The organism is Clostridioides sp. GD02367 (genome assembly GCF_045900275.1).
GTDB classification, from domain to species: Bacteria; Bacillota; Clostridia; order Peptostreptococcales; family Peptostreptococcaceae; genus Clostridioides; species Clostridioides difficile_A.
Window position 1 is genome coordinate 232,796 of the sequence record NZ_JBJODK010000004.1, and the last position, 13,565, is coordinate 246,360.

The 13,565-nt window shown below is 29.3% G+C and carries 13 protein-coding genes and 1 other annotated feature; of the genes, 9 read left to right on the plus strand and 4 right to left on the minus strand.

From position 1 onward, the window contains the following. Nucleotides 1-6: 6 nt before the first annotated feature. Nucleotides 7-246: a binding site (T-box leader), on the plus strand. 67 nt (nt 247-313) lie between these two features. From alaS to Q3223_RS07445, 6 genes are all read left to right on the plus strand, one after another. Continuing rightward, complete coding sequence (gene alaS / locus Q3223_RS07420) at nt 314-2,953, plus strand: alanine--tRNA ligase (RefSeq protein WP_219673607.1); 2,640 nt, start codon at nt 314-316, stop codon at nt 2,951-2,953. Nucleotides 2,954-2,977: 24 nt separating this feature from the next. Further along, complete coding sequence (locus Q3223_RS07425; RefSeq protein WP_003419418.1) at nt 2,978-3,235, plus strand: IreB family regulatory phosphoprotein; 258 nt, start codon at nt 2,978-2,980, stop codon at nt 3,233-3,235. A 9-nt stretch (nt 3,236-3,244) separates the two neighbouring features. Further along, nucleotides 3,245-5,416 (plus strand): hypothetical protein, encoded by a 2,172-nt coding sequence (locus tag Q3223_RS07430; protein ID WP_074178893.1) that lies wholly within the window; start codon nt 3,245-3,247, stop codon nt 5,414-5,416. A gap of 153 nt (nt 5,417-5,569) precedes the next feature. Beyond that, nucleotides 5,570-5,995 (plus strand): Holliday junction resolvase RuvX, encoded by a 426-nt coding sequence (gene ruvX, locus Q3223_RS07435; protein WP_054269778.1) that lies wholly within the window; start codon nt 5,570-5,572, stop codon nt 5,993-5,995. A 77-nt stretch (nt 5,996-6,072) separates the two neighbouring features. Beyond that, entirely contained in the window at nt 6,073-6,360 is a 288-nt protein-coding gene (locus Q3223_RS07440; RefSeq protein ID WP_021384007.1) for a DUF1292 domain-containing protein, read from the plus strand. Nucleotides 6,361-6,643: 283 nt separating this feature from the next. Continuing rightward, nucleotides 6,644-7,102 (plus strand): Fur family transcriptional regulator, encoded by a 459-nt coding sequence (locus tag Q3223_RS07445; protein WP_021384065.1) that lies wholly within the window; start codon nt 6,644-6,646, stop codon nt 7,100-7,102. Between the two features lie 116 nt (nt 7,103-7,218). Here Q3223_RS07445 and Q3223_RS07450 read toward each other — a convergent pair whose 3' ends face one another. Next, nucleotides 7,219-7,956: a metal-dependent hydrolase gene (locus tag Q3223_RS07450; RefSeq protein ID WP_054269779.1), complete on the minus strand. Its 738-nt coding sequence runs from the start codon at nt 7,954-7,956 to the stop codon at nt 7,219-7,221. 216 nt (nt 7,957-8,172) lie between these two features. On the opposite strand from Q3223_RS07450, the gene Q3223_RS07455 reads away from it, so the two are divergent. The 3 genes from Q3223_RS07455 (at nt 8,173) to Q3223_RS07465 (ending at nt 11,473) form a co-directional block, all read left to right on the plus strand. Continuing rightward, the gene (locus tag Q3223_RS07455) at nt 8,173-9,849 is read left to right on the plus strand and encodes a ribonuclease J (RefSeq protein ID WP_074178894.1); all 1,677 of its coding nucleotides are present in this window, start codon (nt 8,173-8,175) and stop codon (nt 9,847-9,849) included. 206 nt (nt 9,850-10,055) lie between these two features. Further along, nucleotides 10,056-10,256: a CD1290 family small acid-soluble spore protein gene (locus Q3223_RS07460; RefSeq protein WP_021384062.1), complete on the plus strand. Its 201-nt coding sequence runs from the start codon at nt 10,056-10,058 to the stop codon at nt 10,254-10,256. A gap of 53 nt (nt 10,257-10,309) precedes the next feature. Continuing rightward, nucleotides 10,310-11,473 (plus strand): D-alanyl-D-alanine carboxypeptidase family protein, encoded by a 1,164-nt coding sequence (locus Q3223_RS07465; protein ID WP_054269781.1) that lies wholly within the window; start codon nt 10,310-10,312, stop codon nt 11,471-11,473. A gap of 180 nt (nt 11,474-11,653) precedes the next feature. Here the strand turns inward: Q3223_RS07465 and Q3223_RS07470 are convergent, their stop codons facing one another. From Q3223_RS07470 to Q3223_RS07480, 3 genes are all read right to left on the minus strand, one after another. Next, nucleotides 11,654-12,076: a DUF2000 domain-containing protein gene (locus Q3223_RS07470; RefSeq protein ID WP_054269782.1), complete on the minus strand. Its 423-nt coding sequence runs from the start codon at nt 12,074-12,076 to the stop codon at nt 11,654-11,656. A gap of 15 nt (nt 12,077-12,091) precedes the next feature. Then, nucleotides 12,092-12,928 (minus strand): AraC family transcriptional regulator, encoded by an 837-nt coding sequence (locus Q3223_RS07475; RefSeq protein ID WP_054269783.1) that lies wholly within the window; start codon nt 12,926-12,928, stop codon nt 12,092-12,094. Nucleotides 12,929-13,068: 140 nt separating this feature from the next. Beyond that, nucleotides 13,069-13,563 (minus strand): GNAT family N-acetyltransferase, encoded by a 495-nt coding sequence (locus Q3223_RS07480; protein ID WP_284181784.1) that lies wholly within the window; start codon nt 13,561-13,563, stop codon nt 13,069-13,071. Nucleotides 13,564-13,565: the final 2 nt, after the last annotated feature.

Sequence of the window (13,565 nt, forward strand, 5' to 3'; positions counted from 1 at the left end):
TAAAAAGCAAATACAGTGATGAGGAATAGTAAAATATTTGATGTCTTACAGAGAGAGGGAAAATGCTGGAAGCCCTTAGAATATAATATTTGAAGCAGCCTTTTAGTAGCAATCTTGAACAATTTATCTTATGTAAAGAAGATATAAGTAGAGATTGACGGTAGTTACGTTATAGCTAAGGTTTTCCGAAGATATCATAATTTTTATGATAATTAGGGTGGTACCGCGATTGTCCTCGCCCCTATAAATTTATTTATAGGGACGAGGTTTTTTATTTAAACGAAAAAATAAAATTTATTAGGAGGAACATAATATGGAAAAGATGGGATTAAATGAAATAAGAAGTAAGTTTTTAGAGTTTTTTGAGTCAAAAGGTCATTATGTAGCAAATAGTTATTCTTTAGTACCAAACAATGATAAGAGTTTATTACTTATAAATTCAGGTATGGCACCTTTGAAAAACTATTTTTCAGGTGTAGAAGTACCTCCAAATGTAAGAATGTGTACATCTCAAAAATGTATAAGAACTGGAGATATAGAAAATGTAGGGATAACTGCAAGACATGCTACATTCTTTGAAATGATGGGTAACTTCTCATTTGGAGATTACTTTAAAAGAGAGTCAATCAAATGGGGCTGGGAATTTGTTACAGAATGGTTAAATATACCAGAAGATAAAATATGGGTGACTGTATATGAAGAAGATGATGATTCTTATGATATATGGGCAAAAGAAATGAATTTCCCAGAAGAAAGAATGGTTAGACTTGGTAAGGATGATAACTTCTGGGAGATAGGTACAGGTCCTTGTGGTCCTTGTTCAGAAATTTATTTTGATAGAGGAGAAGAGTATGGATGTGATAATCCAGATTGTAAACCAGGGTGTGACTGCGACCGCTATTTGGAATTCTGGAACCATGTATTTACTCAATTTGATAGAGATGAAGAAGGAAACTATAGCTTATTAGAAAGTAAAAATATAGATACAGGTATGGGTCTTGAAAGAATGGGATGTATCATGCAAGGTGTTGATACTATCTTTGAAGTAGATACAATTAAGTCTATATTAGAAGCTGTTGAGAAACTAACTGGAGTAAAGTATGGAGAGAATCCAAAAAATGATATTTCACTAAGAATAATAACTGACCATATAAGAGCTGTAACATTCTTAGTTAGTGATGGAGTACTTCCATCAAATGAAGGAAGAGGATATGTCCTTAGAAGACTTCTTAGACGTGCTGCTCGTCATGGTAAATTATTAGGTGTAAAAGAATTATTTTTACAAAAGCTAATAGATGAAGTTATAAAAGTAAATGATAAAGCATATCCAGTTTTAGTTGAGAAAGAAAGCTACATTAAAAAAGTAGTCGGTATAGAAGAAGAAAAATTCAATGAAACTATAGACCAAGGAACAGAAATATTAAACTCTTATATAGAAGTATTAAAAAGTGAAGGAAAAACTGTTTTAAGTGGTCAAGAAGCTTTTAAATTATATGATACTTATGGCTTCCCTATAGACTTGACTAAGGAAATCTTAGAAGAAGAACATTTATCTGTAGATGAAGAAGCTTTTAATGAAGAAATGGAAAAACAAAAAGAAAGAGCTAGAAATGCTAGAGGAAATATGGATGGAGAAAGCTGGAAAGAAGACCCTCTATCAAAATTAGAAACTACAGTTGACAGTATATTTAATGGATATAGTGAAATATATGGCGAAGGAACTATTGAAGCTATAGTTAAAGATGATGAGTTAGTTCAAAGTGCAAAAGAAGGCGATAAGGTATCTATAGTACTAGACAATACTACTTTCTATCCTGAAGGTGGAGGACAAGTTGGAGATTGTGGATTAATAACTAATGAAAATTTAGTTGTAGAAGTACTAAATACTAAAAAAGGAGCTAATAATAGTATAAAACACATAGGTATAATAAAATCAGGAAAAATAAGCAATGGAGATAAAGTGAAGACACTAGTAGACAGAGAAATTAGAATGTCAGCTGCAAGAAATCACAGTGCTACACATTTACTTCATAAGGCATTAAAAGAAGTATTAGGAGACCATGTTAATCAGGCTGGTTCTTTAGTTACTCCAGAAAGACTTAGATTTGATATTACTCACTTTGAAGCTATATCAAATGAAGAATTAAAAGTAATAGAAGAAAAAGTAAATAATGTTATTTTATCATCTTTAGACATAAAATGTGATATTATGAATATAAAGGAAGCTAAAGAAAAAGGAGCTACAGCACTATTTGGTGAAAAATATGGTGATGAGGTAAGAGTAGTTTCTATGGGAGATTATTCTACAGAACTTTGTGGAGGAACTCACTTGACAAATACTTCTCAAGTAGGAATGTTCAAGATATTATCTGAAGGTGGGGTAGCAGCAGGTGTAAGAAGGATAGAAGCGATAACAGGAAAAGCTGTTTATGAATATCTAAAAGAAAGAGATGGAATTATCTCTGAAGTTTGTGTAAACTTAAAATCTAAGGAAGATAATTTAATTCAAAGAATAAGCTCTTTATTGGAAGAGAATAAAAATTTATCTAAAGAATTACATGATATGAAAGCTAAGATGAGTTTACAATCAGCTGATTCTATTTTTGATTCTAAAGTTGAAGTAAATGGAGTTAATTTAATAACTAATAAATTTGAAGGTATGGACATGGATACACTAAGAGAAACAGCAGATAATTTAAGAGATAAGCTTGGTTCTGGTGTAGTAGTACTAGCAAATGTAGTAGATGATAAAGTTAACTTTGTAGTTACTGCCACTAAAGATGTATTAGACAAGGGAATACATTCAGGTAATATTGTCAGAGAAGTTGCAAAAATAGCTGGAGGAAAAGGTGGTGGAAGACCTAATATGGCACAAGCAGGAGCTAGTGATGTATCTAAGGTTGACCAAGCTTTAAGCTATGCAAGTGAGGTTATTAAGACACAAGTTAAATAACATTCACTTAAGGAGGTTTTTAATTTGGAAAAAGATTTAGACTACACTATGAAATTTGAAGGGATACCAGAGGATAGAATGAGTGTAGGAGACACTATTGATTTTGTATATAAAGCACTAGTTGAAAAAGGATATAACCCTATAAATCAAATTATAGGGTATCTCCTTTCTGGTGATTCTAGCTATATAACTAGTCACAAAAATGCAAGAGCTATAATTAAAAAATTTGAAAGAGATGAGATACTTGAAGAAGTAATCACGCACTATCTGAATAGAAAGTAGGTCAAATAAATGAGAAAAAAGATTATGTCATTGTTTGCAGTAGTCATTATGATTTTTGTATCGACTGCCAGCTATAGTTTTGCTGAAAAAAAAGGCAAGGTTATATTTATTGATATGAATAGGACTAATCTTGGAAGTATGATGAATATTCCAATCTTAAAAAACGAGTTAGAAAAGAGAGGTTATATAGCTCTCATGAATATAAGAGGGGATCAAGGTACTGACGATAGAAGGTCTTATGCAAGTATGGGTGCAGGAACAAGAGCTAATGTGACTACTGAAGACTATATCAATTTTCAAAAAGTAGACCAAGATACTGCTAAAGTTTTTGAAGTTGCAACAGGTCAAAAAGCTAAAGAAATAAATGATTTAAGTATTAATAAATCAATAAACGAAAATCTTGAGTCTGGAGAATATGGAGCAAACTTAGGGTCATTAGGAAAAACTTTGTCAGAAAATGGCCTAAAGACATCTGTGATTGGAAACTCTGATATCATTGAAAATAATCAAGTAATTAAAAATAGAAATCTATGCTTAGTTGCTATGGACCAATACGGAAGAATTGATTCAGGAAATATTGATGATATTAATAAAAAAGATTCTAAAATGCCATTTGGAATGTCTACAGACTACAATAAGTTATTAGATGAGACTAAAAAATCTTATAATAATAGTGATGCTATATTTGTGGAACTTGGAGATACATATAGATTAGATATGTATAGATTGAATCTAAATGATAATACTTATTCTACAATGAAGAAAAACATTGTAAAAAATATAAATAAGTATCTTGAACAAGTATTTTCTATGGTTGGAGAAAATGACACTGTTTATATATCAAGTGCGTTTCCAAGCGATTTAGATTATAAAAATAAAAGAAGACTTTCTCCAATAATAAAATTTAGTGGAGAAGGGAAAGGTCTATTGGAATCTGCAACAACAAGAAAAGCTGGAATTGTTGCGAATCTAGATGTTGGAGTAGATATATTAAATGAATTTGGTCTTGAGAATAAAGAGATGGTAGGTAGAAGTTACTCTTTGGTAAACAAAGAAGACAATGCTAGTTATCTGAAATCACTTTATGAAAGGATAGTATCTATATCTTCAATAAGGTCAAGTATTATAAATGGATTTGTAGGAGTAATATCTGCTTCTTGGGTAATTGCAATGTTTGCAGTTTTCTTTAGAAATTATATGCCACATAAAGAGCGTGTATTCAAAGTACTTAAAGAGTTTATAAAATTAGGTATAATAATGCCACTATCATTTATGTTAGCTCCTTTGATGAATTTTAAAACTCCACTTTCAATATCTTTAGGGATATTTGCTACTACATTAATATTGTACTTACTGGGTAGAAAATTATTTAAAGACAATGATATAAAACACATGGGATTTTTTGCGGCCCTTACTATTTTAGTCATAGTTATAGATTCCGTATTTGGAACATATTTAATGCAAAATAATATAATGAGTTATGATGCTGTTATTGGAGCTAGATACTATGGTGTAGGGAATGAATATGAAGGTGTAACTATTGCAAGTGCAGTATTTGGTTTAGCAGTATTATTACATTACAAGAAGGTATCTAAGTTACTTGTTGTAATTTTTTCATTAATAATACTTATAACTAGTGCATATCCTTCAATGGGTGCAAATGTTGGTGGAGCTATATCAGAATGTGTAGCGTATTTATTGTTTATAATGCTTATATATGATATTAAAATAGATTTTAAGAAAGTTATATTACTGGTTATTTCAACTGTGGTTGTGGTTTGTGCATTTGCAGCTTTAGATATAGTTTCAGGTAGTGAATCTCACTTAGGTATGTTTGTACAACGAATTTTCTTAAATGGGCCAGGAGAGATATTACAGACATTTGGAAGAAAAATTCAAATGAATATGCAATTAGCACAGACAAGTGTATGGGTAAATATTTTACTTGTAGGAATTGGAGTAATTGCAGTACTTATATTCAAACCATCTAGACACTTTAGGAAGATAATGAACAACTTCCCAATATTATTTAAAGGTTTTATTGCATCTATGGTTGGTTGTATAATTACTCTTTTAGTTAACGATTCTGGTATAGTTGCTGCATCTACAGCATCTATATATATACTTATACCACTTATAATAATAAGTATAAATATGATAATATTTGAAAAAAATAACTAAAGAATTTTTTACTGTTTATATATTATTTAAATAAAAAATGCAATATGATTACTAATGTAAACTGAATAGCTTACATCAAAAAATCATATTGCAATTTTTATGATTGATAATATGTATTTAACTTGTAGAATATAAATAAACAAAGGAGGAATTATGTTAGACGGAAGAATAATGGGGCTTGATGTTGGTGATAAAACTATTGGAGTTGCTGTGAGTGATTTAATGGGATTAACAGCACAAGGTGTAAAAACGATAAGAAGAGTTGGAAAGAAAAAAGATATTGAAGAAATAAAAGCAATAATAAAAGAAAAGCAAGTAAATAAAATTGTATCAGGATTGCCAAAAAATATGAATGGAACTTTGGGTCCACAAGGAGAAAAAGTAATCAAGTTTTGTGAATTAATAAAAGAAGAAACAGGTCTTGATGTAGATTTCTGGGATGAGAGACTTTCTACAGTAGCAGCGGAGAGATCTCTATTAGAGGCAGATGTAAGTAGACAAAAGAGAAAAAAGGTTATAGATATGTTAGCAGCAGTAATAATTTTGCAAGGATATTTAGATTTTAAAATAAATTCATAAAAGAGCTATAAAATTGAATACTTATGATATATAATATAAATAATAAAAATAAAAATAAATTTGAGGTGAATGACATTATGGAAGAAAATATAATAAATTTAATAGACGAAAATGGCGTTGAAAGCCAATTTGAAATAATATTAACATTAGAAGCAGAAGGAAAAGAGTATGCAATATTAATGCCTTTAGATGATGAAGAGGCTGAAGAAGCTTTAATCTTTAGAATTGATGAGGACGAAGAAGGTGAAATATTAATACCTTTAGAAAGTGATGAAGAGTATGAAACTGTTGTAGCTGTATACACAGCTATAATGGAAGAAGAAGGTTTAAATTATGACGAAGATGATTCAAATGGACTTAACTAGATAGAAAGTTAAGTTTGTATATAAAAATTCAGGTATTTATTATTTTTGCTTTAATTAAGATTTATTAATTGTAAAAAGCATTTATAGTATATATCTGTTTTTTTTATTTTTATTAAAAATATTAAAAAATTTATGGATTTTGGTGAATAATATATCTTTTATGGGTATATATTTATATTGTGAGAATAAATTAAATTTTTTCAAATGTCTTGACAAAAAATGAATTATCAATTACAATATTATTTAATAAAGATTATCAATTGAAAATAGTAAGGGTGATGTTATGGCAAACACAATGGATTTATTAAAAGACAAGTTAAAAGAAACTGGTTTTAAGATTACGCCACAAAGAAGAGCAATAGTTGAAATATTGCTTAAACATGACCATTCACATCTAAGTAGTGAAGAAATCTATGATTTGGTTAGGGTTGACTGTCCTGAAATAGGTTTAGCTACTGTATATAGAACAATGCAGTTGTTGGATGAAATAGGGTTAATATCAAAACTAAACTTAGACGATGGATGTATAAGATATGAGATTAGTCTACATAAAGAAGACTGTCATAATCATCATCATCTTATTTGTAAAAATTGTGGAAAGATAATGGAAGCTAAAGAAGACCTTTTAGACAATATAGAAAAAGAGATACAATCATTGTACAAATTTAAAATACTTGATCATGATGTTAAATTTTATGGATTATGTGATGAGTGTAATGGAATAAGCGACTCAGAAGAATAACCTTCTATTGCTTAATGTCAATGGAAGAATAGTATAGAACTTTTATATTCTATGCTATTCTTCCATTTTTTATTATGAGTTGGTTATGATATACAAATATATAGTTTTCAAAGTATTTATAATTTTAATACTGAAAATATAATTAATCCTATAAGGATAAAAATAAATGATTTTTCTATAAAATTACTGAATGGACCTCCAACAGTTAAAAAGCCTAAAGAAATTTTTTTCTCACTTAATGGATAAAAAATTGGTATTCCTTGTTTTGTAAATAAATCTCCTAAAAACATATGGCTTGCATAACCAAGAGTCCCATAAAAAGATAAATTATTAATACTAGTGATTAATTCTATCTGTTTTAGTAAAAAATATATTATTATAGTTGCAAATATGCTATGAGAAAAACTTCTGTGCTTCAGCCAGGGAAAAATTGACAACATTAGACAAAAAATTATAAAATATATTTCAACTTCTATGATGTATAAGCATATAGCTAATAGTATAAATATTAATGATAGAAAAACTTTTCTAAGAAACGTATGTGTTAATTTTGCTTCAATAATTATAATTGCAATAAATGTAATTATTGCACTTAAATAAAAATTATCATTTATATTTATTGAAATAAAGAAAATAATAATATTAACAGCATATATAAAAATTCTATATATGTATTTGGATATATTGTTTTTTAGAATGAAATTTGAGACCATAGAATTAGATTTATCCAAATCGGGCAGTACGGCAAAAGTAGCTGAAACTAAAATGTCAACTAAAGATATAGGAATTTTAAATATTAAAGACGTTTGGATAGCTGTTAAGATTCCTATTGCACAATGAGTTTTACCACGCATAAATCCTCCTAAAATATCCGATATTAAATCATATAATATTTAGAGGATATCAAAATAAAATAGGTTTGTCAAAATAATACGTTAAATGTATTTTAAATATAGCTTAAAATATGATACGAATTATGGTACAATAAGAATAACTGGTAGCGAGTGCGTGATTTGATATTATTTAGGATTGTAGAACGTGTTAAAAAATTAAATAGACAGAAGGAGATGATGCAATTGTTCAAAAAGAACACCAATAAGATAAAGGTAATGGCCTTAGGTGGACTTAACGAAGTTGGAAAAAATATGACTGTTGTTGAGTATAAAGATGAAATAATTGTTATAGATGCTGGACTTAGTTTTCCAGAAGATGAAATGTTAGGGGTAGATATAGTTATACCAGATATAACTTATTTAGTCAAAAATAGGGATAAAATAAAGGGTATATTTATTACACATGGACATGAAGACCATATAGGGGCTCTTCCATATATATTAAAGAAGATAAATGTACCTGTGTATGGAGCAAGACTTAGTATAGGTCTTATACAAGTGAAACTTAAAGAGCATAAGATGAATAATGTTAAGTTAAATGTCATAACTCCAAGACAAGTTATAAAACTTGATAACATGGAAGTAGAGTTTTTGAAAAATAATCATAGTATACCAGATGCTTACTCTATTGCAGTACACACAGACCAAGGTATAATATACCACACAGGAGACTTTAAGATTGATTTGACTCCTATTGATGGTGATGTTATGGATATGCATAGACTCTGTGAGTTAAGCAAAAAAGGAGTACTTTTAATGCTGGCTGATAGTACTAATGCAGAAAAACCAGGATTTACTATGTCTGAAAAGACTGTTGGAGTAGGTCTTGATGAATTATTTGCAAAGGGAAATGGCAGAAGAATCATAGTTGCTACGTTTGCATCCAACATACACAGATTACAACAAATAATAAACACAGCTGAAAAGTTCAATAGGAAAGTTGCTATATCAGGTCGCTCAATGGTCAATGTAGTTGGAGTTGCAAAAGAATTAGGATATCTAGATATTTCTGATGATATGCTTATAGATTTAAATGATATATGCAAATATGAAGATAGTGAGTTAGTGATAATAACAACTGGTTCACAAGGTGAACCTATGTCAGCTCTTGCTAGAATGGCTTTTTCAGAGCACAAAAAAGTAGAGATAAAGAGTGGCGATTTAGTTATAATATCTGCTCATCCAATACCAGGAAATGAAAAATTAATATCAAGAGTAATCAATTTCTTATTTGAAAAGGGAGCAGAAGTAGTTTATAGCGACATAGCTGATATACACGTTTCTGGACATGCCTGTCAAGAAGAATTAAAACTTATACATGCATTAGTTAGACCTAAGTTTTTTATGCCAGCTCATGGTGAATATAGAATGTTAAAAAAACATGCTGAGATAGCTGAACAACTTGGTATGGACAAAGAAAATATTTTTGTCATGCAAACAGGAGATGTTTTGGAATTAGATAAGAATTCTGCTAAAGTAGCAAATCGTATACAAACAGGAAACATATTAGTCGATGGATTAGGTGTAGGCGATGTAGGTAACATAGTCTTAAGAGATAGAAAGCATTTATCAGAAGATGGTCTTATGATAGTTGTAGTAACTATTTCTAAGGATGAAGGTAAAGTTTTAGCAGGTCCAGACATAATTTCTAGAGGATTTGTATATGTAAGAGAGTCAGAAGATTTAATGGATGGGGCAAAAGATATAATTAAGAATGTCCTAAATGAATGTGAAGAGAAAAATATTAAAGAGTGGGCTTATTTAAAGAATAACATTAAAGAAAACCTAAAAGAATATTTATATCAAAAAACTAAACGAAATCCAATGATACTTCCTATAATAATGGAAGTGTAGTATATAAAAAACTATAAAATTGAAAATTAGACCTCTTGTAATTTTTAAGATAATATCAAAAATCTAGTTGATATTATCTTAAGAATTGCAGGAGGTCTTTTTAATTTGTGATATTGAAAAACATATATTACATAAAATACCAATTATAACAATCTTTTATTAGTAAAAACTAATTATATATAAATTTTACTAAGAGGAGGATTCTTATGGATAATATTTCAAGACAAAATGCTATAAAAGCCTTAAAACAAACCAAGATGGAAATAGCAGGAGAATATGGCATGAATTATGAAGATGCTTTTGAAATAATAGAAAATGCATCTAATAAAGGTGTTTTAGAAGGTTATTTTAAAAAGCTTGAGAAGAAAAAAAATTTAGGTCAAGGTATATCTAGGCATTTAGAATAAAAAAAGTTAAATGTGAGAAAATAAGTTTAAATAAACTTTAAGAGGTGACATCGATGAAAAAATTAGCTAGTACTGCTTTGGCTATATTACTTGCGCTTACTCCTTTAAGCTTTTCTTTTGCAAATAATAAGGAAAATGCTGATGCCAACCAACTAAATATATCTTCAAAATCAGCAATTTTGATGGATGTTGGCAGTGGACAAATTTTATACGAAAAGGATGCTCATAAAAAGCTTCCTCCTGCTAGTGTAACGAAGGTAATGACAATGCTACTTATAGTAGAAGCTTTGGATTCAGGTAAGATTAAGCTTGATGACGAAGTTCAAGTAAGTGAAACTGCATCTAGTATGGGTGGTAGTCAAATATTCCTAGAGCCAGGAGAAACTCAAAAGGTTGATACATTATTAAAAGGTATAGCTGTTGCTTCTGCAAATGATGCTTGTGTCGCTATGGCTGAACATTTAGCTGGAAGTGTTGAAGGATTTGTTGACAGAATGAATGCTAAAGCAAAAGAGTTAAATATGAATGATACTCATTTTGCAAATACAAATGGACTTCCAGTTGCAAACCACTATACATCTGCTCATGATATAGCTTTAATGTCTAGAGAACTGTTAAAACACGAAATGATAAGTAAATACTTAACTACATGGATGGATAAAGTTGTGGTAGGTAAGAAACAAGTTACAGTAGGTCTTGCAAATACTAATAAACTTATAAAGCATTACCAAGGAGCAACTGGTGTTAAAACTGGATTTACTCAAGAAGCAAAATACTGTTTATCAGCAGCAGCAAAGAGAGGTAATACTCATCTAGTTGCAGCAACTTTAGGAGCAGAGACTTCTCCAGAAAGATTTAACGATGCGTCTAGTCTTTTAAACTATGGATTTGCTAACTATGAAAGTGTTAAGTTATGTAGTAAAGGTGATAATGTAGCAACACTTACATTGGATAAGGCAGATGAAAACAAAGTTAAATTAGTTGCTAAGGAAGATTTAAATGCTCTTATTAAAAAAGGAAGCTCTAAAGAGTTTGATAAGAAAATTGAAATAGTAAAAAATCCTAAAATGCCAATTAAAAAAGGAACTGTTTTAGGAAAGATAAAGATATGTAAAGATAAAAAAGTAATAGGTGAAGTGGAATTGATAAATACTAAAGATATAAATAAAGCAAGTTATCTACAAATGCTTCAAAGAATAATTGATAATATGATATAAATAATTGCCAAATGATATATAATTACAATCCACATAAAAAATACCCATATAGAATTATTTACTATAGGGGTATTTTTATTTGTTTTTATAGAAGGATTGTCTAATTTTATGTTTTTTATAGAGAACTTGATAAATATATAAAACTTAGAATATTATTTTATATTTAGGTCTATTTAATATTTATCTAAGCAAAGGCATACTACCAGTAAGTTTATTCACTTTCTTTTTGTTTCCATAGATTGCTATACCAAAATACTGTAAATCATCTTCTGGTACATTAGCAATTCTTTGAACAAATTCATCATAAACATTACAACCTTGTGCAACATCTGAAAAATCTACAACAGTTAATTCTTCAAATTCAGTACTATATAATTTTTTTCGTAAATCTTTTATAAGTTCTTTGTTCCCTTTTAAAATAGGAACAGGAAGCTCAACTATTCCTAGGTGTATGTTTCCTGTTTTATCAAGCACATCTGAACCAACAGTCTCTGGTGCAAATTTTCCTAGTGTAATTCCCATTATAGCAGCAGTATTTGATATGATTCCCATTGGTAAAGTTTCATCTATTACCATAACACATTTTGAATTTTTAGTTTCCATTTTTATTTCTCCTTTTTATTTAAAGTTGTTTTTGTCATTGTTTGTAAATATGTTTTGATATTGCTTTGGAGTAAGACCAATAAAATTCTTAAAGAAATTTGTAAAGTGACTTTGGTCTACAAACCCTGTCTGTATGGCAGCATCTATAGGTTCTACACCGTTTTCTAAAAGTCTCTTAGCCTTATTTACTCGTATATTTTCTAAGTACCTATATGGTGTAATACCTTTTAATTTTGTAAAGTTGCGAAGTAATGAGTACTTGTTCATTCCTGCTATAGCACTTAATTCATCAAGCAATATACGTTCAGCATAATTGTCTTCTAGATAATCACATACTGCTTGAATTTCTATACTTGTTTTTTCTAAGTTAAATTGCAAATTTGGTTCAGTATATTCTTCAATTAATTGTTCAATGAGAAAGAAAAAAAGTTCTTCCTTTTTAAAATCTAACTCTTCTTCCATGATTATATGATGTAATTCTTGTAGTAGAGGTACTAGCTCACTACGAAATATCACAGATTGATTAAACTTAGGTAAATAGTTTTCTCCTGTAATTTCAAATACAGTTTTTTTCATTATTTCTGGTTTAATATTTATACATCTGTAATCAAGTACTTTATTATCTATCTGTTCACAAGTATGGCTATCAAAAGGGTTAAAAAGTAACAAATCTCCAGTACTTGTGGTATATTCTTTGTTTTTACAAGATAAATATCTTTGACCTTTTTCTATAAAACCAATTACATAATGTTCATGAAAATGGTTTGGGAACTTTTGCATTATACCTTTAAATCTATATGCTTCGATTTTCAATTCCTTATCAAAACATACTGTGCGTTCTTCTTGCTTCACTTAAGTAACCTCCCTTCACATTATATAAAGTGTAACACATATTTTTTTGTACTTCTTGTATGATATTGACTAAAATCTAAATATGAATAAAAAAATAGCAACTTTATCTATCTCAGTTGCTATTTTTATTTATATGTAATTTATTTTGCTAAATTATTAAGTGTATCTCCAGCAATTCGATATACTGTCCAATCCTCCATTGGTTCTGCACCCATTGATAGGTAGAAATCTATACTTGGTTTATTTGAGTCTAAACACCACCATTCCAAACGACCACAGCCACGCTCTATAGCAATATTTGCTAGTTTTTTTAGAAATGTTTTGCCATAGCCTTTGCCACGAAATTCTGGTTTGATATATAAGTCTTCCAGATAAATTCCTGCACGACCAAGAAAAGTCGAAAAATTATGAAAAAATAAAGCAAAGCCTATAGCTTCATTTTCATATTCACCAATCAGAACCTCAGCCTTTTTCTTTACAAATATCCATTCATTGAGTATCTCTTCTGTAGCGATAACTTCATCTAATAGATTCTCATAAGAAGCAAGTTCTTTTATGAAGTTTAATATAAGAGGTGTATCTGATTCAACTGCATATCTAAATTTAAGCTCATTTTTTTCTGCAAGATTGTTCATTT